Below are 24553 nucleotides of genomic sequence, written 5' to 3'. Positions count from 1 at the left end.
ACCATCAGGCCACACTCATCGCTCGGAAACCAAACGCCAAAGCAAGCGCGGCAGGCGCTTGAGCAATTTGAGGGCTCCGCGCCCACCGCGCTTGCCCAATCCGGAACCCCAAACTATCAAAACCAAAACTGCAAACTCTCGTTATGAGTGAGGGACCCATGGGGGGCAGGTCATCATCACCGTCATGTCCTGACCGTCATACTCGGTCTTGGTGCCAGGCCCCTGGCCGTTGTATCCGTGAAGCGCCTTTACGATATCTGACCCAAGTGTTGCAAAGAACCGCTCCACGAACGCCTTATCCGTTGCCGATTTCGTCCGCCCATACCGGAACCAACCGCCCAAACTCAAAATCGCGCGCGGCACACTGTTGTTCCAAAGGCCCGAACCGGTATCCATCGTGACCATATACGGGCGCACAGGGGGTGGTGGCGGGTTTTTGCAACCGGCGTCCTGCGCCAGTTTCGTTTTGTCGCTCACAAGACGACGCAGGAGCTCGATGGAATCGTCCGCGTTTTGTGACTTTGCCAGATGAAACGCCAAAGGCATTCCTGTCGCCACATCGACAGCGACCAGCACCCATACCTTCCCCTTTTTGGGGTCTTGGGCTTCCAGTTTCAGCTGGCGCATGGTCTCGGGGCCAAAGACTTTATGCATGCCGGTTTTCTCAAGAAAAACCCAGAGCGGAAGCTCGCATTCATCGATCTCTACGGATTCGCCGATCATCCTCGCGGCGATTTCTCCGATCCCACACCGATTAAGCCGCGCGCTCTCATGCTGACCCTTGCGACTGACTTTAACAGCGGTCGGTTTCTGATTGGCCGCATACTCTCGGAACTTACGCTCAGAAACCTTGACTGGCTCAAAACCAGGAACCGTCGCCAGACGCTCCCTGTTCGCGTCAAGAAGCATACCCTGAAGCCTCTCGTAACAGCGAATAAGTTTGGGTTCACGCTGGTCACGATAGGGCGAATACGCCTCCGCCATCAGGTCCATAACCCACTGATCAAAGGTTTTCTTCTTGCGTCCCGCTTTGGAGTGCTTCGTCCAAAAATCGGAGGGATCAAAGGCCTCGTGGGTATAAGCGTTGTATTGCTTCACCAGCGTCTGGCCATACGGCACGTCAAATCCGACGTGTTTGCGATTGCCACGTCGTGTCACCCCAAGGAACCGCCGAAAAACTTCCTGTGTCCGCTTGCTGACGAGATCATGGTTTTCGTCGATTGACGGCGCTGTGATCCTGATGAGCCCCTCGTTACGGAGTTCTTCAAGTGCCATGCAGCAAGCGGCACCAAAGATAGCCCGCATCTTCTCTTCTTCGTCGAACGCAACGAACGGCACGTCCTTCGGATCCACAAGCCCCGAACCCTGCATGTAGGCAGAGGTCGAGAACTTGATCTCGAAGTCAACCCGCTTGGCATGCTCGCGGATTTCTGCGGTGGACATAAGGAAGTCCTGCATAGCATTGGCATCAGCGGAGACGGGGCGAAGGACCGCAGAGTCTTTGACGATAGCGACCACTTTCGAAGCCTTGGTGCCGTCAACAATCAGGCAACCGACAGGGAACTCGGGATTGACGTTCAGTTTCATGATTAAGTGCTCCAGATATAAGAGGGATAGTCGATGACGGCGTCGCGCTCGGTTCCGATGCGTCCCGCGCCAATCATGCGCATGATGGCTTGCCATGCGGTGCTTTCAGGCAGTCCGGATTCGTGGACGATGTTCTCGAGCCGGACCCTTTTTGCCGCATGACGTGTCAGCTCGACCACTGCCTGATCCGCATCCGCATCAGGCATCAAGTGACACATCATGATGCGGCGATTGTTGTCCCGGTAGACCCGAGAAAACGACAAGTCCGAAATCACCACGATTTCGTCGGCGGCGTCTTTCGGGGTGCGCCGCACGATTTCCGCAATCTCGGTGTTTGTCGTGCGAGACTGCAGACTGACTTCGCCACGGACATACACCAACTTGTAGGTCCCGCATTCGAGCCGAATGCCGACATCGAAGCAGTGGGATTTGGCCCTGGTTTTCTCGCCCGGGAGCTTGACCTTGTATGGCTGGCACTTCACGTCATAGACGTTGGGCTGCAAAAGAGCCTCGATTTTGACGGCTTCTTCCGCTTCCGAGTCATTGAGCGCCACAGATGGCATAAAGCCATTCGCCTTGGTGCGGATCAGCATTCCGGATTTATATGCCTTATCGCTCCGGCTCAGCGGATTGCGCAGCCCATCGAAGGGGATCACCCCCGGGATAGGCCCGATCTGAATCGCGGCCTTGCGCTTCCGCTTCTCTTTCGTGGCTTTCTCGCGCCGAGTTGTCGCTTGGGCGACCTTTTTGATCGCGTCGTTCGGATTAGTCATTTTGCTCACCCACCCTCTGCAGAAAATCCGAGGAAAGCTCGTTGAAAAAGCGCTCGACCAACCCGCGGTCAGCGTGCAGCCCTTGCGACCAGTCGAAACGGACGCTTGCAGGTTTCCAGGCTTTCTCGAGATCGAGGCGAAGTTCGGTTTCGTTAGACATTGTCTGTTCTCACGCTTGAGTTGACCCTCGCCCGGAACTGGGCGACGGAAGCGATGCATCACGGGGAATTCAGACATGGCTCCGCCACCCTGCTGAAGCGCAGGTGATGGGGAACGGTCTGTTCCGTGGAAGACTCTTTCCGGACGGCTCAGCTGCGCAAATGCAGAGGCCGTTTAGGATCGAGCAGTATTGTGAGGACAGACATCATCCTTGAAATCTGTTTCCAGATTTGCTAGGAAAACCGTATCGACACGGTAGATTTAGATCTGCCTCATTACCGATAAACACTCGTTCCGTTGCAGCGGTTCGGGTGTTTATCTTTTCTGGTTCTAGCACTTCATTTGTATTCTCCGTGTCTTTGCGCCACCCCATGGGCAGCCGTTATGTTCATTCGGCCGAAGATCGGCCGCGGTGAAAGATACCGGTCACATTGCCCCGCGAACGACGCAATATTCCCGCGTATCAATGTCACGCGAAAACCCTTGAAACCAAAGGTATCCGCAAATGCTGTCGCGCTGACGATCGGCGAGCCTTCGCTCCCGCCCGAGTTACCCCTCACGATCTATGATCGTAGAAAAACACACGACATCAGCCTTCATGCGAAAAAGTCGGCCTTCGGGCATAGATCGGGCTCCTCACGCCACCTGTTGTCGCTCTCCTTCATTCATCCTTCAGTGCCGTATCAGCACGTGTTTTTTAACGGTGTATCTTAGCGATCAAAAGGCCTTTTCATTTCCTGACAATCAGGTAGTTTCCCATGCAGTCGGGGATTTGCGAAAAAGTTTAACTCACGACATTTTTCGCATTGCATGATTTGACCCTTCCCCATGGGCTGGACCCCGTGCCTATTACCCAAGCTCAAAATCTGGCATGTTTTTCCGCGACATTTTCGCAGGGCCAGATTCAGATTCGTTTGCACCGGGCGGCGCGTCGCTGTCAGGGGGTTAAGGGAGCGTCTTGCCCCTTTGATGCCCACTAACAGCGGCGAATCACGAAATATTTTTCCAGGAGATTCCGCCAAAAGCTGCACAGCGATTCGCTGACAGCAGCATCACGGCACATGCGCTTTTGTCATGCACAGGCACGGTAGACGGACATGTAGGGAGGTCGACAGTCATCGATACGCTCTTCATTCTCAGTTTTCGGTTTCAGCCGTTTTCGCACGGCCGAACAGGCTCATCTTATATGAGCCGTATTAGCCGAAGCGAGATATGTGAGGGTCTGTATGTCATGGGGCGAACTATAAATAGATTGGCCAGAATCTTGCAAGAAAACAATTTTCGCTTCTGGCTTAAAATATCCTTGACGCATCTACGCCATCGCGACTATTCGCGCGCGCCCGCAAATCTTCGCTGGTTCTGCATCCAAGTTTCAAGTGGAAAGCTGTAAGAAAACGCGACACGCGGCTGAACTCTTAGCGCCCATCGAATGTGGAGCAGTGGACCTTAGAATTCATCCACCGATCAATTCCCGCTGTCGCAACGTCTCAAGACGGCTCTTACTCGGATCGATCACGAGGCTCTGAATCCCCCGAGGTCGAATCCGATCGTAATAATCCCAAGATCGCCCCTCTTCCTTTGTGGTTCCCAAAGATCCACGGAGGCATACAGATGTCGTCGAGGAAACAACATCGACGTCCGTCAGATCAAATTTGTTCCCCTACCACGCGTTCGCCACGGCACGCCCTAAATGCTGTCGCCGTCTAGAGAGAATTTGGTTTTCTTTTCGCGGCGCTGATTTCGCTGGGATTGCGCGCAAATACCGCCTTGAACTGCCTTGAGAAGGCCGGCAGCGATGAGAATCCAGTGGCAAAGGCAACCTCCGTTGCGCTCATTTCTGAGCTTCGCAACAACTGCATCGCCTGAGATAGCCGCAGCTTCATGTAGTATTCTTGCGGATTAAGACCCAAACCGTGCTGACTTCGCTTTCGCAGAGCTTTTAAACTCAAACCCAGCTCAACGGCTAATTGCGTCAGAGAGCGGGGCTCCGAGAAGTTCTCAACCATTTTCGCGTGCATTTTTCGTAAGACAGGATCGGAAGTCACGGTGACTCGCTGCTGTGTGCCGGCCGAACGAATTTCACCATGTGCCATAGCATCGGACGTTGCGGCAGCCAATTCGCTCCCTGCGACTGATTCAATCCATGCCAGCATGGCGTCGCCAGTGGCGATCCCGCCAGCAGCAGTCAAACGCTTGCGTGTCAGGCAATAGATTTGATCACGGACTTCGATGTTGGGCCAATACTCTCGAAAACTCGGCTCCGCTTCATGGTGGAGCACAGCTTCATGGCCATCAAGAAGCCCCAGCGCAGCAAGAACAACCGTGCCGGTATCAAGGCCACCCAGCACAGTATCCCCTTTTTCCAAACGACTCAGCCATGCACGGAAAGCGGACGGCAGACAGTTCAACGGATCGTAGCCCGCACAAAGCAACACCAAATCAGAATCTTCATTGTTGGGCCACCGCTGCTTGTCGGGCAGCACCGTGGCCCCATTCGACGCGGCCACCCCGGATTGTGTCACCGTCAGGGTTTGCCAGCTGAACATCTGCTGCGCCGCGCATTTATTGGCAATTCGCATGGTTTCGGTTGCAAGAACATAGGCAAGCATTTGAAACCCGGGAAACAGAACTAGAGACACTTTCTTCATTTGTGGCACCTTAAGGCAAGAAAAAGGCACTTTTATATAAACCTTTTGGCCAAGACAAAGCTAGCGTTCTGTCGACAAGCAACTCGTAGGAGCACGCAATGACTATCATGACCCCAACCCCGCTAGTCGGTCGCCCGGCAGCATGCTCGGATGCGGAATGGGAGGCCCGCTGCGAGTTGGCGGCAATCTATAACGCGCTGGTGAAATACCGGCTGACGGATCAGACGAACCAATGGCATGCAATACGGGTGCCCGGAGAAGACGCCCTTCTGACACACCATTATGGATGGATGCACGAAGAGGTCACCGCCTCGAATCTGATTAAAGTTGGCTTTGATCGCACCAACCACAATCCGGAAAACGGCGAACCCAATCCTTCGGCAACCGAGATCGGCAAGCTTTTTTTTGAGGCTGAGCCCGAGATGAACTGCATTATGCACATCCACACCAAGGCAATCATGGGTGTATCCGCCCAGGCTGACGGCGTCGGTCCATACAGTCAGGCCTATCTGATGATCGGCGGGGGTGATGTGTTGGGCTATACGGATTATGAATTCGAATGCACTGATGATTTCCTAATGGGACTGCTGGCAGCCGGTCGCGGCAAGAAGGCCGTGGTTGAGGCTTGGCATGGTGCATTTGTGTTCGGCCGAACTGCTGGCGAAGCTTTCTTTCGCTCATTCTATCTGGATCAGGCCTGCGCAGTTCAACTGGAAGTTCAAAAAGCAGCAGCCTGCCCAGGTGTCGAGATTCGCACCATCCCCGAATCCGAGCAGCAGAGACACTTGCGCGATATGGCTGCCAGCGACTGGTATGGATACGAGGGCGAACTTGAATGGCATGCCATTCGCCGCCGGTTGGATGTCGAGGCAGCCCACTACAAGGCCTAACTGCTTCACCTCGCGAAGAATGGGGAGTTAGAGACAACAAAGCGACACGGGCAATTCAGCGACACTTGGGATGCCGCAACGACAATCCAATAGGGCCAAAATGGAAAAAGAGAACACGATCGCCTCACCGTCGAACCCAAACCGACGGCAGTTTCTTCGAAAAGCCAGCGCTGCAGGTGCGAGCCTTCTGCTTCCGGCGATGGGCACTGCAACGCGAGCGTTTGCCGACTTGCCACAAAGAGGTGGCAAGTTTGTCATGGGGCTTGGCGGCGGGGAAAGCACGGATTCGCTTGACCCTGCCTTCGCATCTAGTCTTGTCACCATCCAAATTGTCCAGATCTTTGGCGAGAAGCTTTTTGAAGTCAACGCAAGCGGAAGCCTCGACATGCGGCTTGCGGAAGACCTCAGCAGTGATAGTGCGGCCATAACGTGGCGCTTCAAAATCCGCCAAGGCATTTCGTTCCATGATGGCCGGCCCTTACAGCCACAGGATGTTGCCGAAACGCTCCGGCGCCACTCTGACCGAGCTTCCCAGTCGGGAGCTCTTGGCATTCTGAGCAATATTCAAGACATACGCACGGAAGGAAGCGACGTCATCGTTGAGCTGGACACCGGTAACGCTGATTTCCCGTATTTGTTGACCGACTATCATCTGGTCATTCAGCCGGGCGGCGGACGCGAGGCACCAGCAGACGGCATCGGCACTGGTCCATATCGGTTGGTCGAGGCGATGCCCGGCATCAGCTATGCCTTTGAAAAAATTGATGACTACTGGGATGATAGCCGCGGTCATTTTGATCAAGTCGAGATCCTAGTTATCAACGACTCGACGGCCCGCAACTCCGCTCTGCAGGCGGGCCAAGTTCACGTTACTAATCAGGTGAATCCATCTATCGCCCGTTTCCTCGGACGTTCAAACGGGGTTTCGGTAAAGAGCACGACCAGTCGCGCACACTACACCTTTGTCATGCAGTGCGACACGGCACCTTTCGACAATTACGATCTCCGAATGGCGCTCAAACTCGCCGTGAACAGAGAAGAACTGGTCGAAAAAATACTTCACGGTCACGGCGCCGTCGGAAACGACACGCCAATCAACAATGCCTACCCTCTCTTTGATGGCAGCCTGTCACAGCGCACTTTCGACCCTGAGCTCGCCAGAGAACACTATGAGAGATCAGGCCACGACGGATCGCCAATTGTCCTGCACGCCTCTGACGCCGCATTTCCCGGCGCTTTGGATGCCGCGCAACTCTATCAGCAGACGGCGATGGCCGCCGGAATCGACATTCGAATTCAGCGAGAGCCAAGCGACGGTTACTTTTCGGAAGTATGGAACAGAAAGCCGTTCTGTATCTCACGATGGGGCGGCCGGCCTGTGCAAGACCAAATGTATTCGACGGCCTATCTGTCGGATGCTGAATGGAATGACACCCGCTTTCAGAACGAAGAGTTCGACGCGCTTCTCTATGATGCGCGCGCGGAAACGAATACTGAACGTCGGACCGCATTATACGCGTCAATGGCCGATATTCTGCGCGACGAAGGCGGGTTGATTTGCCCGATGTTTAACAATTTTGTCGTCGGCGTTCGCGACAACATCTCCGGCTGGGAGGAGAACGGCAATTCCGAACTTATGGACGGCCTTGCCCCTCATAAGTGCTGGTTCTCCTGACGGCCGGCACATGAATAACATGCTCATCAGACTTTTGGCTCAGCGCATCGCGCTGGGTCTCCTCCTCCTTCTTATCATCTCAGTTGTTATTTTCGCCGGCACCATCCTGTTGCCGGGCGACGTTGCCCAGTCGATTCTGGGCCAGTCGGCAACCCCCGAAGCGCTGGCCAACCTGCGCGCCGAGTTGTCCCTGAACGACCCGCCGATGCAGCGTTATGTTTCCTGGCTCCTAGCGGCGGTTCAAGGTGATTTCGGAACCGCACTTACCAGCGGCCAAGACATCGCCCAGGCCCTTGGCACTCGCCTTCGGAACACAGTGTTTCTTGCCTTCTGGGCCGCTGTGGTAGCGGTGCCTCTGGCGCTCTTTCTTGGTATTCTTGCCGTCCGCTTCAAAGATCTTTGGCCTGACAAGCTGATCTCCGCGGTCTCTCTGGCCTCGATCTCGATCCCAGAATTTTTGATCGGCTACGTTCTCATTTATTTCGTCGCGGTGAAATTGCAGTGGTTTCCGTCTGTAGCCATGATCAACGACAACATGAGCTTGTTTGAAAAACTCAACGCTATCGCACTTCCGATAGCCGTGCTGGCCCTTGTGGTGCTGGCGCATATGATGCGGATGACCCGCGCCGCGATCCTTAACGTGATGCAGTCGGCTTATATCGAAACCGCGGAACTCAAGGGCCTCAACGCTCTTCAAGTGATTTACGGCCATGCCTTCCCGAACGCGATTGCGCCGATCGTGAACGTTGTGATGCTGAACCTCGCCTATCTGGTCGTCGGCGTCGTGGTGATCGAAGTCGTCTTTGTTTATCCCGGAATGGGGCAGTATCTGGTTGACCACGTGTCCAAGCGTGACGTGCCTGTGGTCCAGGCCTGCGGCCTGATCTTTGCCGCGGTCTACATTGGCCTCAACATGATCGCCGATATCGTCGCCTTATTGGCCAACCCTCGCTTGAGGCATCCGAAATGAAGATTATCCCCATTTCTGCCCTCATCGGTCTGTTCTTTACCTCGCTCTACTTTCTGATAGCGATCCTGGCTCCGGTGGTTGCTCCATATGGCATGGCTGAGATCGTCGGCGAGTCCTGGGAACCTTCCAGTGCTGAGTTTTTGTTGGGCACTGACAACATCGGTCGCGACCTTTTGAGCCGTATGATCTATGGCGGCCGCACAACCATTTTCATCGCCACCGCTGCCACCTTCCTGTCCTTCACCCTAGGCTCTGTCTTGGGGTTCTTTGCCGCGGTGAAGGGGGGGTGGATAGACCAGCTACTGTCTCGCCTTATTGATCTGGTGATGTCGATTCCGACGTTGATCTTCGCGTTGGTCGTCTTATCGGTAACCCCAGCGACGGTGCCGGTGCTCATCCTCGTTATGGGATTGTTGGATTCTACCCGCGTCTACCGTCTATCCCGTGCGGTTGCTGTCGATATCGTGGCGATGGATTATATCGAGTCTGCCCGCCTGCGCGGCGAGAGAACTACTTGGATAATCTTCCACGAGATCTTGCCCAACGCGCTGTCTCCGCTGGTTGCCGAGATGGGTTTGCGTTTCATATTCGCGGTGTTGTTTGTCTCCACCTTGTCTTTTTTAGGCCTAGGCGTGCAGCCGCCAGAAGCGGACTGGGGCGGCATCGTGAAAGAGAACAAGGAAGGCATCGTCTATGGCATTCCTGCAGCCCTGATCCCAGCCTTTGCTATCGCCACCCTAGCAATCTCGGTCAACCTTGTGGCTGATTGGGTGCTCAACCGGACAACCTCGCTAAAAGGAGGCCGAGGATGAGCGACGCCCTATTAAAAGTGCGTGACCTGAAGATCGGCGCCGTCGTCTTCCCTCCCGGGGAAAAGCCGCGCGAACTCGAGATTGTGCATGGTGTGAGCTTTGACCTACAGCGCGGCAAGGTTCTGGGGCTAATCGGGGAATCCGGTGCCGGCAAATCGACCATCGGCCTGGCCTCCATGGCCTATGGCCGCGGCGGCGTAAAGATCACCGGCGGGGAGGTCTGGGTCAATGGCCGCGACATTCTGAAAAGCGACCAGCGGGAGGTGCGCGCCCTACGCGGCGGCGAGGTGTCCTATGTATCGCAATCGGCGGCGGCTTCCTTCAACCCTGCCAAGAAGATCATGGCGCAAGTGATTGAAGCGGCGGTGGCGCAGAAGAAATTCTCCCGCAAGGACGCCGAACAGCGCGCCCGCTGCTTATTCGCCAAGCTGGGGCTGCCGGATCCGGACACTATCGGCGAACGCTATCCACATCAGGTGTCCGGCGGCCAACTTCAGCGCTGCATGACCGCGCTCGCGCTTTGCCCGGAGCCGGATCTGGTGATTTTTGACGAGCCGACCACCGCGCTGGACGTAACCACTCAGATTGAGGTGTTGATGGCGATCAAGGAAGCGATCCGCGACACTGGAGTTGCCGCACTTTACATCACGCATGATCTCGCAGTCGTGGCACAGGTGAGCGATTACATCATGGTGTTAAAAACGGGCAGCCTGGTGGAATACGGCAGCGTCGACAAGATCATCAACAACCCGCAGGAGGAGTATACGAAGGCACTGGTCTCGATCCGTTCCATCGCGCATCAGGAACAGCCCGCAGCCGGCGAAGCAGTGCTTAGCGTGCGCGACCTAACCACGCGCTACAAGGGCACTAAGTTTGATGTTTTGCATGGGGTGAGCATGGACCTCTACCCCGGCCAGACGCTCGCGGTCGTCGGGGAATCCGGCTCAGGAAAATCTACCCTCGCGCGCGTGATCACAGGGCTGTTGCCGCCGCGCGAAGGCGAGATCCAATTTGCCGGGCGCAAACTCTCTCCCGACCTCAAGGCTCGCACCTGCGAGGACCTGCGCGAGCTGCAGATGATCTACCAGATGGCAGATGTAGCAATGAACCCGCGCCATACCGTCGGCACCATCATCGGTCGTCCCTTGGAGTTCTACTTTGGCATGCGCGGCGCAGAGCAGAAAAAGCGGATAATCGAACTGCTGGACGAGATTGAACTTGGCGAGAAGTTCTTCGACCGGTATCCGGCGGAATTGTCGGGCGGCCAGAAGCAGCGCCTCTGTATTGCCCGCGCGTTGGCAGCTAAGCCCAAGATGATCATATGCGACGAAATCACCTCGGCGCTGGACCCACTGGTGGCCGACGGCATTCTGAAACTTCTTTTGGACCTGCAGAAGATCGAAGGCGTGGCTTATCTGTTTATTACCCACGACCTGGCCACGGTGCGCGCGATCTCCGACACGATAGCGGTGATGCATCAAGGCAAGGTGCAGCGCTACGGTAGAAAGTCCGAAGTGCTAAGCCCGCCGTTCGACGATTACACGGAACTGCTGCTGAGTTCCGTGCCGGAGATGAAGCTCGGATGGCTGGAGCAGGTGATCGCCCACCGCAAGATTGGAAGCGTAGGCGCGAGCATGTTCGCTTTGCCTGATGGCGCTCGCATACCGAAACTTGGCGGGACGCGGCGCTGTCGGTAAAGAACCTCGCCGAACTCCCCGATGCCCCCTTCCCGCCGGCCAGCGAAGTGTCGCTTTACCCCGCAGACGCACCACCCGCATTCACCGGCCACTACAAGATATCCGGCGAACCTCGCGTCGAGGCACTGCGGGCGCTATGCCTCGATTACCCGAACACCCCCTGCGCCTACCGCTGTCGCGGCGAGCAAGACCTATGTCACGAAAATCTCGTGATATTTGAAACGAAATAACAGCGCCACAAGCGCGCATGTCAAAGCCGAAAATGTAAAAGGTGTCTTGTTCCCCCTGCCCTGCCTTGGCCACCAGATGAGCAAATATGGAGTGCCGTTGGAATACCCGTTCTAACCCGGCCGACGAATTACGATAGGATTCTCCCGCGCTCATGAGGGGGCGATCCAGTTGCCCGCTCGAGAAAATGTCGAGCGGGAATTTCTTACGTCATTCAAACCAAGTCATCCCAGCATCCGCCGGCTTTGGGGATCGTGGAATGGCGTCAAGCTGATATCGGCGGCGATCGCTTTGCCCTCGACCAAGACGCTATAGGCGCCGGCCGCCAAGGCTTCGCGCCCGGAGGTGCCCTCGGGGGGGGACAACAGACACAGTCCGACGGCCGCCCCGCTGCTATAGCCATAGGCGCCGGCGGTGACATAGCCCACCACTTTGCCATCCCTAAGCACCGGTTCGTTGTGGTGCAAAAGCGGCTCGGGATCGGCCAATTTGATCGCACAAAGGAAAGGCCCCTTGTTCTCGGCCTTGCGGGCCAGATAGGCGTCGCGCCCGATGAAGGGGACCGGCTTGTCCGGCTTGCACACGAAATCCATTCCGATCTGATGCGGCGATTCGGTATAGGACATGTCGTGGCCCCAATGCACAAAGCCCTTCTCAATGCGCAGCGCGTTCAACGCCTCGCCGCCGATCAAGCGCAGCCCGTGGTTTTGGCCAGCGGCTTCGAGCACCTCGAACACATGTTCAGCGAAATCCGGCGTTGCGAATATTTCCCAACCCAGCTCGCCAGAATAGGACAGCCGCTGTGCGAACACCGGCGCATGGCCGATGTGGAAACGCTGCAAGCTGTTGAACCGGAAGGCTTCGTTGGAGACATCAATGCCGGACACCTCGGCGAGCACGGCGCGGCTTGACGGCCCCATCAGCCCCAGCACCCCGTAGGCGGTGGTCACATCGCGCAGCCGCACATCCTCGCCCTCTGCGATATTGCGCTGAAGATGCAGCAGGTCGCGACGGGTGTGCGAGATCGAACACATCATCATGAAGGATTCGGGGCCATGGCGCGCCACGGTGACATCGCTTTCGATCCCGCCGCGTGGGTTCAGCATCAGCGTATAGGCCACACGGCCCGGGCGCATCCCCATGTTGTTGGTGCAGAGGCGCTGCAAGAAGGCCTCGGCGTCGCGTCCCTCGATCATCAATTTGCCAAGCATCGAATAATCGATCATCGCCACCGCTTCGCGCGCCGCCTTCTGCTCGGCCTGCGCGCAGTCAAACCAGTTCTGTCGCCCAAAACTGTATTCGAATTCGGGCGCCATCCCCTCGGTGGCAAACCAAGCCGGACGCTCCCAGCCCTGCACCTCGGCAAAACACGCGCCGCGTGCTTTCATCGGGTGGTAGAAGGGCGAGCGGCGCAGATTACGCGCAGTTTCGCGCTGCCGGTTCGGCCAATGCATTGCGTAGGTCAGCACCAAAGTCTCGGGGCAGCGCTCTTGCAGATAGGGATCGCGGGTCTGGAACTCTTCGACGCGCGCGGGGTCCATCTCGGCGAGGTCCATCGGCGCGTGGCCCTTGATGATCCAGTCGGCCAAAGCCTTTCCGGCCCCCGGACCGGACTGGATGCCGGTCGAGTTCACACCCGCGAGAACATAATAGCCCTCGAGATCCGGCGCCGGTCCCAAGGTGAAACGCCCGTCATAGGAATAGCTTTCCGGCCCGTTAAAGAAGGTGCGGATACCGGTCTCTTGCAACAGGGGCACGCGGTTCATCGCCAATTCCAAGACCTCCATTACGTCATCCTCGATGAACGGGAGGCTGTCGAAACAGAACTCTTCAGGGATGCCCTTGGCGGCCCAAGCTTTGGCGTGGAAATGCGCAAAGCCGAACAGCAGCTTGCCGGCGTCCTCCTTCCAATAGGTGCCGTCACAATAGGAGCGCAGCACTGGCAGATCGGCGGGTAGATCGGGGATCGCCTCGGTCACCAAATAGTAGTGCTCACAGGCGTGAAGCGGGACCCCGACGTTGTTTTTCTGCCCCAGCTCGCGCGCCCACATGCCGCCGCAGTTGACAACGATATCCGCAAAGATCGTGCCTTGATCGGTGCGCACGCCGCGCGTTTTTCCGCCCTCGACCAACACCTCTTCGACCTTGACATGCTCGCGGATCGTCGCGCCGTGCATCCGTGCGCCTTTGACCAAAGCGTTGGTCAGGTCAATCGGGTTAGCCGAGCCGTCCGAGGGCATATGGATGCCGCCGAGCACGCCGTCGGGGTTCACCAGAGGCCAGCGCTCGCTGATCTCGGCGGTGGACATGTGATGCGCTTCGATGCCAAAGAGTTTGGCGAAGTCCGCCTTGCGTTTGAGTTCGGCAAAGCGCTCAGTATTGGTCGCAATCGAGATTGAGCCCGAGCGGCGATATCCCGGATTCTGCCCGGTCTCGGCCTCGATGCTCTCGAGCAGCTCGATCCCGTATTTGGCAAAGGCGGTGGTGGCGTGGCTGCCCTGCAACTGGCCCACGAGACCGGCGGCGTGCCAAGTCGTGCCGCTGGTCAATTGCTTGCGTTCCAGCAGGATCACATCCTTCCAGCCCTCGCGCGCCAGATGATAAGCGACCGAGCAGCCGTGAATGCCGCCGCCGATGATGACGACCTGGGCATGGGAGGGGAGAGGTTTTGCCATGAGAGAAGCCCTTGAATGCAACTATATGTGAGGTGTTGGATTAATGATCGAACAGGCAGCCAGCACCGGATGGCGAGCTAGTCTGACCAGCGAGCCGCAACATATGCCAGCTTAGAACCTGATTGCTGGACAACACCGGCTTGCCCAATTCCGCTTCGGCGGCCGCGATCACCGGAAGCGTTCGCAAACTTGTGCAGGACACGAAAATCGCTTCGCAATCTTCGCGTTTACCGATCGCACGAAGTCCCGTCGCGATACTGTCACTGGTGATCCGTGCAACCGTGAAATCATCGATTTGGTTGAATGACGCGACGGCATTGATCTGGATACCGGCGGCTTGCAGATTGTCCTGCAGGGCCTGTGTCACAGACGGCGCATAGGGCGTGACTAACGCCATGCGGGTTATCCCCATCGCGGCTAGCGCGGCTTTGAGCGCGCTCACAGGATCTGTGACCTTCACTTCTGGATGCACCTGCCGGATGATTTTCGCCACCCGCGACTCGCCAATTATTGTCGCGCCCGACGTGCAACCATACCCGATAACATCGAACGCAAAGTCCGCAGGCAAAAGCGCTGCGGCAGCGGGCAGATCGGCCTCCATCTGGCGCAGGGTCTCCGGCGTCACCTCGGTCTGGTTGGCAATTCGCGCGTGATATAGCGCGCGCCCGTCACCCCGTAGCAGAGCGCCCACCTCATGTTCGATGGTCTGGTCGGTCTGCAACACGATCAGGCCGAGTCGCGCGCCGGCCCCTAGCCCTGCGTCGGTCTCGAACGCAAATGATTCAATATATTGATGGGGTGACTGCTGGGTTCCATGCATGATAATGCTCCAACCTAAATTGCAACTGGTCTAGACCACATAGCTATCTGGTATATACCAGAAGACACCTCGTCAAATGAAACTTGAAAGGCATCACATGCCGGACCGCCCGCTCTCATCCGAAAACACCGCGCCGCGCCGTTTTCGCCAGATCGCCGATACCCTGCGCGCATCGATCCAGTCGGGCAGACTTGCGCCCCATCAGGCGCTGCCATCCGAGCGCAGCTTGGCCGAGGAAGAAGGCGTGAGCCGGATGACCGCGCGCCGGGCGCTTGAAGTGTTGGACACCGAAGGGGTGAGCTACCGCACCGGTCGCAAAGGGCGTTTCGTCTCGCCGCGCCGCCTGAGCTATGACATCACCCACAAGCTGAGCCTCGCCGCCGAGGCGCAATCCACTACCGGCAGCCTGCATATCGAGGTGCTCGACAAGATCACGCAGCCCGCAACACCCGAACTCGCCCGCGCCCTCTCGGTGGCCGAGGGCGCGCCCCTGCACAGCTATACGCGCCTCTTCCTGATCGACGGGCATGCGGCGTTTCTAGAGGTCGAGAGCGTCGTCGCACAGCGGTTTCCGGACCTGCTCGACTATGATCTAAGCCAGTCGACCACCCGCATCTTGGAGCGCCACTATGCCACCGAGGCGCATACCGGCGACATCACCATTCGCATGCGCGCGATGCAACCCGCCGAGGCCGACCAGCTGGGCGTCGAGCCCTATCACGCGGGCATCGAGTTGCAACAAATCACCCGCGATGCCTCGGGTGTAGCCTTTTGTTTCGGCACCCAAATCTGGCGCGGGGAATTGGCCGAATTCACCGCCCGCGCGATTGTCTCAGCGCCACCACAGGGCCAGTCGCGGGACTAGACGCGGGACCGGACGCGGAACTAGGCGCATAGATCAAGATTTTCGCCCCCGACGGTATGAAGCTCTGAACTTTATCACAAAATGCAACAGTTGGTTGTATAATCATACCAATGTCCCCACTATTTGACGTCTCCCACCCCTTTCACTTGGCTAACTTACCTCCAAACGGTTGAGGGCTTATTATGACCGAATTCCACTCCCGATTGACCGATCTGCGGCGCGCGCTTCACCGCGATCCCGAGCTCGGTTTTGACGAGATCCGCACCAAATCCCGCGTTGCAGAGCATCTGCGCGCGTTGGGTATCGAGGTGCATGAGGGCGCCGGCGTTGTCGGTCTGTTGAAGATCGGCTCCGGCAACCGCGCCATCGGGCTGCGCGCGGATATGGACGCGCTGCCGATTACCGAGGCAAGCACCCATGACTACGCCTCGCAAAACCCGGGCAAGATGCACGCCTGCGGCCATGATGGCCACATGACAATGCTGCTTGGCGCTGCCGAACTCCTTGCAAAGTCACGCGATTTCGACGGCACTGTGGTGTTTCTGTTCCAGCCCAATGAGGAGCACGGCGAAGGCGCTTTGGCGATGATCAATGAGGGCGTGCTCGAGCGTTTCCCGCTTCAGGAGGTCTATGCGTTCCACAACCTCCCCGGCGCTCCGGTAGGGCAGATCTCGACGCGGGTGGGGCAGATTTGCACCAGCGAAAGCCTGTTTGAAATCGAGATCACCGGCCAGGGCGGCCACGCCTCGATGCCCCATGTCGGCGTGGATGCGATCACCGTTGGTGCCGAACTAGTGACCGCGCTGCAAACCATTGTCGCGCGCAAACTCGCGCCCGGCGCCGGGGCGGTGGTCTCGGTGACCGAGTTTCTCACCGATGGCCAGCGCAACGTCCTGCCGGGCCGCGCGACGCTGAAGGGCGATGTGCGCGCCCGCCAGCCCGAGGACCGCCAAGCGGTCGCGCGTTTCATGCGCCAGATCGTTGACGGCGTTGCCGCGGCGCATGGGGTTAGCGCGGAAATGTCCTTTGACACCGTGTTCATCGAGACGATCAACGCGCCCGAGCCCACGGCAGCCGCCGCCCGCACCGCCCGCGCCTCGGGGCTTGAGACCATCGACGACCGCCCGGCGATGAGCTTTTCTGAGGACTTCGCCCATTTCTGCGCCGCCGTGCCGGGCGCCTTCCTGCTGATCGGCAACGGCGAGACCGGCCCCCACGGCCAGCCGCTCCATTCCGACACCTATGATTTCAACGACGCGGTCCTGCCCATCGGCGCCCATTTCTGGGCCGATCTGGTGCGAGAACGCCTAGCCCCCCGAAAGGATTAACCCATGCAACACCGGTTCCCCGCCACCGGCCTGCGCCATATCTCCTTTGAACGCCGCCAGGGCGACGCCGCGCACCGCGTGATCAGCAAGGAGGACTACGCCACCGCCGCAGCGGAGATTTCGCAGTGGGACGGCTATGCGCCGACTCCGTTGATCTCGCTGGAAGCGCTGGCTAGGGACATCGGTATCGGGGAAATTCTCTATAAACACGAAGGGCCGCGCTTTGGTCTGGGCAGTTTCAAGGCGCTTGGCGGCGCTTATGCGGCGCTACGGGTGTTGCAACGCGAGATCGGCCGCAAATTGGGCCGCGAGGTGGCGCTCGCCGACATTCGCAACGGCAAGTATAAAGACGAGGCCGCTCAGATCACGCTGGTCTCGGCCACCGCTGGCAACCATGGGCGCTCGCTGGCCTGGGGCTGCCAACGCTTTGGCGCGCCGTGCAAAATCTACATCCATGCGCTGGTTTCGGACGGCCGTGCCGAGGCGATGCGGGCGCTTGGTGCCGAGGTGATCCGGATCAAAGGCGACTATGACGATTCCGTCGATCTGGCCAAAACCGAAGCCGCGGCCAACGGCTGGTTCGTGGTCTCCGACACCTCATGGGAGGGCTATTCGCTGCCGCCCCTTGATGTCAAAGCCGGCTACGGAGTGATGGTGCAGGAAATCTGCGACGCGCTGCCCGAAGCGCCAAGCCATGTGTTCTTGCAAGGCGGCGTCGGCGGCCTCGCCGCCGGGGTCGCGGCAGCGCTGCGCCAGCATTATGGGGACGGCTCTCCACGCGTGATCATTGTCGAACCCGAACTCGCCGCCTGTCTGTTTGAAAGCGGCAAAGCCGGCGCGCCGGTCGCCTTCAACATTGAAAGCGAAACCCTGATGGCGGGACTGTCCTGCGCCGAACCCTCGCCACTGGCGTGGGAGATATTGGTCGAAGAAAGCAGCGATTTCATCACCCTGCCCGAGGCCATGGTCGCGCCTGCAATCCGGCTGCTCGCGCGCCCGCTGGCCGGTGACACCGCGGTTGAGGCAGGGGAAAGTGCTGTCGCAGGGCTTGCCGCACTGATCGCTGCGCGCCAAGATGCGGGGCTGGCGGCAAAGCTCGGACTCGGTGCCGAGGCAAGGGTGCTGTTGATCGGCTCCGAAGGGGTCACCGATCCGGCGATCTTCAACCGCATCATGGAGCCCCAGAATGTCGCCTAACCCCACGCCCGCCCGCGGCTTTGCGCGGTCGGAATTCGAGACCCGCACCGCCAAGGCACAGGCCCTGATGGCCGAGGCCGGGCTCGCCGGGCTGCTGTTGATGACCGAGGCCGAGGTCTATTACTTCACCGGCTTTCGCAGCCTGTTCTGGCAAAGCCCGACGCGGCCGTGGTTTGTCTTTGTGCCGGCTGCTGGCAAACCCGTGGCGGTGATCCCCGAAATCGGCGCCGAGCTGATGCGCCGCACCTGGGTCGAGGACATCCGCACTTGGGCCGCGCCCACCCCCGCAGACGACGGCATCAGCCTGTTGACCGAGCTCCTGTCGCCGCTCAACGGCGCCAAGGCCCGGCTCGGCGTGCTCAAGGGCCATGAAACCATGCTGCGCATGCCACTGGGCGATTGGGAGCGTTTGCGCGCCGCCCTCCCCGGGTTGCAGATCGCCGATGCCACCGGTCTGGTGCAAGGGTTGCGGATGACCAAATCCGCCGCCGAGATCGAGAAGCTGGCCTATATCTGCGGCATCGGTTCGGCCACCTTCGCGCGCGTCCCCGAGATCGTCGCCGAGGGCATGCCGCTTGACGCGGTGTTTCGCGAGTTCCGCCGTGAAGCGCTCAGCCAAGGGGCCGATGACGCGCCCTATGTGGTCGGCGCCGCGGCGGAGGGCGGCTATGCCGATTGCATCTCGCCGCCGGGGATCACGCCGCTGGCGCGCGGCGATGTGTTGATGATCGACACTGGCTGCACCTGGGACGGCTATTACTGCGATTTCGACCGCAATTGGGCCATCGGCACCGCCAGCGACGCCGCCAAACGCGCCTATGACGTGCTCTGGCGCGCCACCGAAGCCGGTCTCGCCGCCGCCCGCCCCGGCAACACCTGCCGCGAGCTGTTTCGGGCGATGTCGCAGGTGATCGCCGAGCTCGACACCAGTGGCGGCGACATCGGCCGCATGGGGCACGGCTTGGGCCTGCAATTGACCGAGCAACCCTCGCATATGGAGAGCGACACCACGGTGCTGCGTGAGAACATGGTGCTGACTTTGGAGCCCTGCCTGAGCTACGGCGAGGGGCTGATGATGGTGCATGAAGAAAACATCATCGTCGGGCCTGACGGCGGAGTGCTGTTGAGCACACGCGCCGCGCCTGAGCTGCCGGTGATCTGAACCGCGCGTCACAGACCGACACCGCATACATAAAAACGGCCCGCAACGCACGGGCCGTTTCTGTTCTTACCGGTTGTTGGCGATCATCCGCGCCAGATACTGCTGGAAATACCAGATTGTGCGCTCTTTGGGCGACAACCGTCCCGGCTGCGCGGCCAATGCCGCGGCATTCCCGACAATCGCGCCGACGATCGGCTTGTCCTCATTGTTGATCGCATCGAAACCGGCCTTGAGCTCGGCGGCATAGGCCTCACGCTCGGCGGGATCAGAGGGGGCCGAGCCGGGAAAGACATCCGCGCCCCAGAGCACCCGCACCTTGTCGGTGCCCTCGGGCTGCAAGGATAGCCAGAACGTGCGTTCGGCGGTCACCGACATCACATGCGCGGGAAACACCGAGAACAGCACCGCTTTGTTCTTCTCTTCTTCGGTCACCTGATCGTTGCCGACCGCGACATCCGAGCTGCGCTCGTAGTTCTTACCCGGAACCCGGCCCTGCTCGTAGAGACTATAGGCTTCGCCGCCGTGCATCGCATTGGCCAGTTTGGTGGGCATCGCCGGCTCGATGGTTTTCGCGTGGGCGACGAACAGATGGTATCCCTCCATGAAGTTCTGGGCAAGAATTTTCCAGTTCGTGTTCCAGACCTCTTCGACCCGGAACAGGGTCTCGTATTCTGACATTCGGTAGTTGGCGTAGCGGTCGGCTAAGGGTTTCAGACGTGGCGCCAGTGGCGCCGCTTTGGGATCGAGTGAGACATAGACCCAGCCCTGCCAGACCTCGACTTGGAACTGTGGCAAGCAGACTTTGCTGCGATCAAAATTGTCGCGCATATGCGCCGCGCCGATCAGTTGACCGTCCAGATTATAGGTCCAAGCGTGATAGGGACAGGTGATCCGCCCTTTGAGATTGCCTTTGCCCTTGAGCAGAGTCACCATCCGGTGGCGGCAGATGTTTGACATCGCCCGCAACACCCCGTCGCGGTCGCGCAGAATGATCACCGGATCGCGGCCGATCTTCATCGTGAGATAGTCGCCTTGCTGAGCGAGTTCGTCTTCGCGCCCAACCAAAAACCACTCATGGTTGAAGATCAGATCAAGCTCGCGTTCAAGAAACTCGGGCGAGGTATAGACCTGCGGCGGCGTTGCCTCGGCTAGTTCATCTGGCAAAGTGGCGTTGCGCGCGACCGCATCTAGCAGCGCGTCCAATGGCATATTCGGTTCCATTGTGGTCTCCCTAAAACATAAAAAACGGCGGTCGGTTAGCCGAGCCGCAGCCCATACTGCTGTGCGCTTTGACACAGCAGGTCCGTCAGAGTCGCCGCAAAGCTGCGCGGCAACGCCATGTGAAATTCCGTCCCTGAGCGCCACAGCGTGACGCCAACATGGTGCATCGCGCTCGACGCCAGCGCGCCCTCCGCGAAGGCGGCTTCGCGCAGATCCAGCGGCAGATAGTGCATCAACAGGTCCGCGGCCCGCGGTCCGCTAACGCTGAGCAGGGTGCGCGCGTGCGAGATATCCAGCGTTGCGCCCTCCTCCGCCGAGATCTTGGGGAGCTGAAGCGGCTGGTCCGTTGAGAGCAGCCAGTATTTTAACGGCTCGACGCGCAGCATCAGCGCATCGCCAAGCGCCATCACCCGCCCCGGAGCAGGCGCGCGGCCGCCCTCCTGCAGCCCCTGCGCAACGCGCGCGCTAACCTCGGCCAAAGTCTCGGGCCAGGCGGCAATTTGGGTCAGGTGAAACGACGGGATTTCGCGCAGCGTCACCCCGGCGGTCTCGCCCGCGGACGGGACCTTGCGCAATATCTCGTGCAACGCGGAAATGGGATTAGCCATGCATCCGGTCTCCTTTTGGATCAAACATGATCGGTGGCACGATCTCCACCTCGACCGGACCGCGCCGCGTCGGATCGGAAGCCAGGACACGGCGTCCTTCCCAAGCGGCGACACCGCCGGCGATATAGCCAATGCCGATCCAATGGCCCAAAGCCGGTGAGTGGGTCACCGCGGTGAGCCACCCGTCGCCAAAGCCGCTATCCTCGCCCGGCGCCGTTAACAGCGCACCAGCGTTAAAAGTATCGCTGCGGATCTTGGGGAACACGCCCACCAGTTGCGGCCGGTTCGGATCGGTCAACTCGGGACGCCTGCGCAGGGCGTCGCCGATAAAGGTTTTTTTCGGCGACGCCATTTTGCCCAATCCGGCGTCGTCGATGGTCATCCGACCGTCCAACTCGGCGCCGGTCACATGGCCCTTTTCAATGCGCAGCGCACCCAGCGCCTCAAGCCCGTAAAGCACGCCATTTTGCGCCTGCGCTTGCGGCCACAACAGCGCCATCATCGCCTCGCCGTAGCCCGAGGGGACATAAATCTCATAGGCCAGTTCACCCGAGAAGCTGATCCGCGCGATCAACCCCTCAATGCCGCCCTTCAGCCGCACCGGACGCACGCCGAGGAACGGCAGATTGTCGTTGGTTACAGCCTCCCCATCTTCGAGACAGGGGGCAATCACCTCGCGCGACTTGGGTCCGGCAATCGACACGCCCGCCCAATGGTCCGATACCGAGGTCACATGCACGCGCAGATCCTGCCAGCGGGTGTGCAAAAGCTCTTCCAAAAACACCATCACCTTGCCGGCATTGGTGGTTGTGGTGGTCATCAGATAGTCGCTCTCGCCGAGCCGCCATGTGGTGCCGTCATCCATAACGATGCCGTCATCGCGCAACATGATCCCGTAGCGCGCGCGCCCGATCGGCAATTTGGCGAAAGGGTTGGTGTAGATCCGGTTCAGGAACTCGGTCGCATCCGGCCCTTGGATCGCGATCTTGCCCAAGGAGCTGACATCGCAGATCCCGACCGTCTCGCGCACCGCGGTGGCTTCGCGCACATAAGCTTCGGCCATGCCTTCGCCGGCGTGTGGGAAATACCACGGCCGGTGCCAAAGGCCGGCATCGGTCATCACCGCGCCCTGGCGCAGGTTCCAATCGTGCAACGGCGTGCGGCGCAACGGCTTGGCATGCGGCCCGGTGTGGCGGCCCGCCAGCGCGCCAATCGCGACCGGTGTATAGGGCGGGCGGAACCGCGTGGTGCCGACCTGCGGGATTTCGCGCCCCAAGGCCTCGGCCATCATAGCGAGGCCGATGATATTGCCCATCTTCCCCTGATCGGTGGCCATTCCCAGCGTCGTATAGCGCTTGAGATGCTCGACCGAGACAAACCCCTCCTGATGTGCCAGCCGCACATCATCGCCGGTCACATCATGCTGCGGATCGACAAAGGCCTTGGTTCTGCGCCCCGGCACCCGCACCTCGTAAAGCGGCGCAATCGGTGTCTGCCAACCACCGGCGGCGGGCAGCGCGGTGTCCGCGCCGATCACCTGCCGCGCCACCGCGGTGCCCGAGGCTTCACAGGCTTCGGTCTGCCAGACACCGGCGGCAGATCCGGCCATATGGATATCGCTGCGCGTCTTGCCGGGCAGGAAACACGCCAGAGCGGAATCCCAGATCGGGCGCGCGCCCAGATGCGAGGCGAGGTTGATCACCGGCGACCAGCCCCCCGAGACCAGCAACAGGTCACAGGCTTCGCGGCCCGCGACGCGCCATGCGCCGCCCTGCTGGCTGGCAAACTCGATTCCCGAGACGCCGCGCCCTCCACTTGCGTTAAAGGGCGCGAGACCTTGGCGCAATTCCACGCCCTTGGGCGCGACCAGCGCCGCATCGCTTCGGGCGTCGGCCAAGATCACCTGCGCCCCTGCCGCGGCCAATTCACCAGCCACTGCATATGCGCTGTCGTTATTGGTTGCGACCACGATCCGCTGCCCCGGTAAAACGCCGAAACGGTTCAGGTAGCTGCGCGCCGCATTGGGCGTCATCACCCCCGGCAAATCGTTGTTACCAAAGGAGATAAAGCGCTCCAGCGCGCCGGTGGCCAGCACCGTGCGCCCCGCCCGCATGGTCCAGAAGCGTTGGCGCGGCAGGGAGGCATCCGGCGACGCGAGATGGTCGGTGACCCGCTCGAGCAAACCGGCAACACCGTTGTCGTAAAGCCCGAAAGCGGTGGTGCGGGTCATGATCCGCACACCCGCAGCCCGCAGCGCCGCGACCTGCGTATCGCGCCGCGTGATTGCCTGCGGATCGCTCTGCGCCAGATAATCGCCACCGAGCTCGAAATCTTGCTCGACGAGCACCACATCGCGGCCCTGTTGTGCCAGCTCCAGAGCCGCCGCCAGACCCGCCGGCCCCGCGCCCACCACCAGAACATCGCAAAACCCGTGCGCGTGATCATAGACATCGGGGTCGGGCAACCGTGAGGCGCTGCCCATCCCAGCGGCCTTACGGATAAGTTTCTCGTATTGCATCCAGATGCCGGTGCCGCGCCCGGTCTCGAAGGGTGGCAACCCCATGAATGTCTTGTAGTAAAATCCGGCCGCAAAGAACCGCGAGAACAACCCCGAGACCGCGCCGACATCATGCCGGACCGAGGGCCAAGCGTTCTGTCCCGAGGCCACCAGCCCCTCGAACAGCTCTTGCTGCGTGGCTTTGACGTTGGGTTCGCTGCGCGCGCCGCGGCCGGTAGTGACAATCGCCCCGGACTCCTCGACGCCAGCGGACATCACCCCGCGCGGGCGGTGGTATTTAAAGCTCCGGCCGATGATCCTTTGGTTATTGGCCAGTAGCGCCGAGGCCAAAGTGTCGCCCGCAAAGCCCTGCAACCTCTTGCCGTCCCATCTGAACGTCACTGTCTGGCTGCGGTCGATGCGACCGCCGCTGCTCAATCTCCGCGCGGTCATACTTTGCCCTCCAGCACCGCTGCATGGCCCGGATGCGCCGGGCGGATGCTGTGAACCTCGTGGCTCATCGTGTCGCGCTCGACCAAAAGCCACATGCGGCAGCCCTGCGTGTGCTGCCAAGTTTCGGTCTGCACGCCGCAGATGTTATCGCGCAGGAACACCGCTGCGTGCCAGTCTTCAACCGGTGCATCGAGCGAAGGATACGTGATCGAGCCATCGCCGCCGTAGTCGAATTCGCTGTGATCGCGGGGCCCGCAAAAGGGGCAGTTTAATATGATCATATCCGCT

General features: G+C 59.6%; 19 protein-coding genes and 1 pseudogene. 10 read left to right on the top strand and 10 right to left on the bottom strand.

The genetic code is table 11. The features are described 5' to 3' along the window. Positions 1-147, top strand: a pseudogene (locus tag DDE20_RS18280) (IS3 family transposase); the annotation flags it as partial. On the opposite strand, the gene DDE20_RS18275 reads toward DDE20_RS18280, so the two are convergent. From DDE20_RS18275 to DDE20_RS18270, 4 genes are all read right to left on the bottom strand, one after another. Further along, complete coding sequence (locus tag DDE20_RS18275) at positions 142-1587, bottom strand: DDE-type integrase/transposase/recombinase (RefSeq protein ID WP_165814570.1); 1446 nt, start codon at positions 1585-1587, stop codon at positions 142-144. The pseudogene DDE20_RS18280 and the gene DDE20_RS18275 sit on opposite strands and share 6 nt — an antisense overlap. A 2-nt stretch (positions 1588-1589) precedes the next feature. Next, positions 1590-2360: a hypothetical protein gene (locus DDE20_RS18910; protein ID WP_133240375.1), complete on the bottom strand. Its 771-nt coding sequence runs from the start codon at positions 2358-2360 to the stop codon at positions 1590-1592. Beyond that, on the bottom strand, positions 2353-2520 hold the full coding sequence (locus DDE20_RS19070; protein WP_165814569.1) for a hypothetical protein: 168 nt from the start codon (positions 2518-2520) through the stop codon (positions 2353-2355). Before DDE20_RS19070 ends, DDE20_RS18910 begins: the two co-directional genes overlap by 8 nt. A gap of 1702 nt (positions 2521-4222) precedes the next feature. Then, complete coding sequence (locus DDE20_RS18270; protein WP_116559961.1) at positions 4223-5167, bottom strand: GlxA family transcriptional regulator; 945 nt, start codon at positions 5165-5167, stop codon at positions 4223-4225. Between the two features lie 98 nt (positions 5168-5265). Here DDE20_RS18270 and DDE20_RS18265 point away from each other — a divergent pair, with 98 nt between their 5' ends. The 5 genes from DDE20_RS18265 (at position 5266) to DDE20_RS18245 (ending at position 11211) form a co-directional block, all read left to right on the top strand. Next, positions 5266-6057 carry a class II aldolase/adducin family protein gene (locus DDE20_RS18265; RefSeq protein WP_116559960.1) on the top strand — a complete coding sequence of 264 codons (792 nt, stop codon included), beginning with the start codon at positions 5266-5268 and terminating at the stop codon, positions 6055-6057. A gap of 100 nt (positions 6058-6157) precedes the next feature. After that, positions 6158-7732, top strand: coding sequence for an ABC transporter substrate-binding protein (locus tag DDE20_RS18260; RefSeq protein WP_116559959.1), 1575 nt, complete (start codon positions 6158-6160; stop codon positions 7730-7732). A gap of 10 nt (positions 7733-7742) precedes the next feature. Then, complete coding sequence (locus DDE20_RS18255) at positions 7743-8702, top strand: ABC transporter permease (RefSeq protein WP_165814568.1); 960 nt, start codon at positions 7743-7745, stop codon at positions 8700-8702. Then, positions 8699-9514, top strand: coding sequence for an ABC transporter permease (locus DDE20_RS18250; RefSeq protein WP_116559957.1), 816 nt, complete (start codon positions 8699-8701; stop codon positions 9512-9514). The genes DDE20_RS18255 and DDE20_RS18250 overlap by 4 nt, the downstream gene beginning before the upstream one ends. Beyond that, positions 9511-11211 (top strand): ABC transporter ATP-binding protein, encoded by a 1701-nt coding sequence (locus tag DDE20_RS18245; protein ID WP_116559956.1) that lies wholly within the window; start codon positions 9511-9513, stop codon positions 11209-11211. The genes DDE20_RS18250 and DDE20_RS18245 overlap by 4 nt, the downstream gene beginning before the upstream one ends. 452 nt (positions 11212-11663) lie before the next feature. Here DDE20_RS18245 and DDE20_RS18240 read toward each other — a convergent pair whose 3' ends face one another. Together DDE20_RS18240 and DDE20_RS18235 are read right to left on the bottom strand one after the other, a co-directional pair. Further along, positions 11664-14114, bottom strand: coding sequence for a GcvT family protein (locus tag DDE20_RS18240; RefSeq protein ID WP_116559955.1), 2451 nt, complete (start codon positions 14112-14114; stop codon positions 11664-11666). A gap of 40 nt (positions 14115-14154) precedes the next feature. Continuing rightward, positions 14155-14934: a maleate cis-trans isomerase family protein gene (locus tag DDE20_RS18235; protein ID WP_116559954.1), complete on the bottom strand. Its 780-nt coding sequence runs from the start codon at positions 14932-14934 to the stop codon at positions 14155-14157. A 76-nt stretch (positions 14935-15010) separates the two neighbouring features. Between DDE20_RS18235 and DDE20_RS18230 the strand changes: the two genes are divergently transcribed. From DDE20_RS18230 to DDE20_RS18215, 4 genes are all read left to right on the top strand, one after another. Next, positions 15011-15799, top strand: a complete 789-nt coding sequence (locus DDE20_RS18230; RefSeq protein WP_240608241.1) for a GntR family transcriptional regulator — start codon at positions 15011-15013, stop codon at positions 15797-15799. A gap of 182 nt (positions 15800-15981) precedes the next feature. After that, positions 15982-17127, top strand: a complete 1146-nt coding sequence (locus DDE20_RS18225) for an amidohydrolase (RefSeq protein WP_116559952.1) — start codon at positions 15982-15984, stop codon at positions 17125-17127. A 3-nt stretch (positions 17128-17130) separates the two neighbouring features. Then, positions 17131-18324: a diaminopropionate ammonia-lyase gene (locus DDE20_RS18220; protein WP_116559951.1), complete on the top strand. Its 1194-nt coding sequence runs from the start codon at positions 17131-17133 to the stop codon at positions 18322-18324. Then, a complete protein-coding gene (locus DDE20_RS18215; protein ID WP_116559950.1) occupies positions 18314-19486 on the top strand; it encodes a M24 family metallopeptidase in 1173 nt (390 codons plus the stop codon). The genes DDE20_RS18220 and DDE20_RS18215 overlap by 11 nt, the downstream gene beginning before the upstream one ends. A gap of 66 nt (positions 19487-19552) precedes the next feature. Here the strand turns inward: DDE20_RS18215 and DDE20_RS18210 are convergent, their stop codons facing one another. The 4 genes from DDE20_RS18210 to DDE20_RS18195 are packed head-to-tail and all read right to left on the bottom strand — an operon-like array spanning position 19553 to position 24546. Further along, complete coding sequence (locus DDE20_RS18210; protein WP_240608239.1) at positions 19553-20707, bottom strand: aromatic ring-hydroxylating oxygenase subunit alpha; 1155 nt, start codon at positions 20705-20707, stop codon at positions 19553-19555. Positions 20708-20742: 35 nt separating this feature from the next. After that, the gene (locus DDE20_RS18205) at positions 20743-21339 is read right to left on the bottom strand and encodes a sarcosine oxidase subunit gamma (protein WP_240608235.1); all 597 of its coding nucleotides are present in this window, start codon (positions 21337-21339) and stop codon (positions 20743-20745) included. Then, positions 21308-24265: a sarcosine oxidase subunit alpha family protein gene (locus DDE20_RS18200; protein WP_116559948.1), complete on the bottom strand. Its 2958-nt coding sequence runs from the start codon at positions 24263-24265 to the stop codon at positions 21308-21310. The genes DDE20_RS18205 and DDE20_RS18200 overlap by 32 nt, the downstream gene beginning before the upstream one ends. Continuing rightward, a complete protein-coding gene (locus DDE20_RS18195) occupies positions 24262-24546 on the bottom strand; it encodes a sarcosine oxidase subunit delta (RefSeq protein ID WP_116559947.1) in 285 nt (94 codons plus the stop codon). The genes DDE20_RS18200 and DDE20_RS18195 overlap by 4 nt, the downstream gene beginning before the upstream one ends. Between the last annotated feature and the right edge of the window lie 7 nt (positions 24547-24553).

This window comes from Pararhodobacter oceanensis, assembly GCF_003076755.1.
Classification (GTDB): Bacteria; Pseudomonadota; Alphaproteobacteria; order Rhodobacterales; family Rhodobacteraceae; genus Pararhodobacter; species Pararhodobacter oceanensis.
This window is presented reverse-complemented; position numbering and strand designations above follow the sequence as displayed.

Excerpts from the sequence above, each read along its gene's own strand:
- DDE20_RS18265 (WP_116559960.1), top strand. The coding sequence starts at position 5,266 with ATGACTATCATGACCCCAACCCCGCTAGTCGGTCGCCCGGCAGCATGC.
- DDE20_RS18215 (WP_116559950.1), top strand. The coding sequence starts at position 18,314 with ATGTCGCCTAACCCCACGCCCGCCCGCGGCTTTGCGCGGTCGGAATTC.
- DDE20_RS18200 (WP_116559948.1), bottom strand. The coding sequence starts at position 24,265 with ATGACCGCGCGGAGATTGAGCAGCGGCGGTCGCATCGACCGCAGCCAG.
- DDE20_RS18270 (WP_116559961.1), bottom strand. The coding sequence starts at position 5,167 with ATGAAGAAAGTGTCTCTAGTTCTGTTTCCCGGGTTTCAAATGCTTGCC.
- DDE20_RS18910 (WP_133240375.1), bottom strand. The coding sequence starts at position 2,360 with ATGACTAATCCGAACGACGCGATCAAAAAGGTCGCCCAAGCGACAACT.
- DDE20_RS18210 (WP_240608239.1), bottom strand. The coding sequence starts at position 20,707 with ATGGAACCGAATATGCCATTGGACGCGCTGCTAGATGCGGTCGCGCGC.
- DDE20_RS18275 (WP_165814570.1), bottom strand. The coding sequence starts at position 1,587 with ATGAAACTGAACGTCAATCCCGAGTTCCCTGTCGGTTGCCTGATTGTT.
- DDE20_RS18220 (WP_116559951.1), top strand. The coding sequence starts at position 17,131 with ATGCAACACCGGTTCCCCGCCACCGGCCTGCGCCATATCTCCTTTGAA.
- DDE20_RS18225 (WP_116559952.1), top strand. The coding sequence starts at position 15,982 with ATGACCGAATTCCACTCCCGATTGACCGATCTGCGGCGCGCGCTTCAC.
- DDE20_RS18260 (WP_116559959.1), top strand. The coding sequence starts at position 6,158 with ATGGAAAAAGAGAACACGATCGCCTCACCGTCGAACCCAAACCGACGG.
- DDE20_RS18245 (WP_116559956.1), top strand. The coding sequence starts at position 9,511 with ATGAGCGACGCCCTATTAAAAGTGCGTGACCTGAAGATCGGCGCCGTC.
- DDE20_RS18240 (WP_116559955.1), bottom strand. The coding sequence starts at position 14,114 with ATGGCAAAACCTCTCCCCTCCCATGCCCAGGTCGTCATCATCGGCGGC.
- DDE20_RS18235 (WP_116559954.1), bottom strand. The coding sequence starts at position 14,934 with ATGCATGGAACCCAGCAGTCACCCCATCAATATATTGAATCATTTGCG.
- DDE20_RS19070 (WP_165814569.1), bottom strand. The coding sequence starts at position 2,520 with ATGTCTAACGAAACCGAACTTCGCCTCGATCTCGAGAAAGCCTGGAAA.
- DDE20_RS18230 (WP_240608241.1), top strand. The coding sequence starts at position 15,011 with ATGAAACTTGAAAGGCATCACATGCCGGACCGCCCGCTCTCATCCGAA.
- DDE20_RS18255 (WP_165814568.1), top strand. The coding sequence starts at position 7,743 with ATGAATAACATGCTCATCAGACTTTTGGCTCAGCGCATCGCGCTGGGT.
- DDE20_RS18250 (WP_116559957.1), top strand. The coding sequence starts at position 8,699 with ATGAAGATTATCCCCATTTCTGCCCTCATCGGTCTGTTCTTTACCTCG.
- DDE20_RS18195 (WP_116559947.1), bottom strand. The coding sequence starts at position 24,546 with ATGATCATATTAAACTGCCCCTTTTGCGGGCCCCGCGATCACAGCGAA.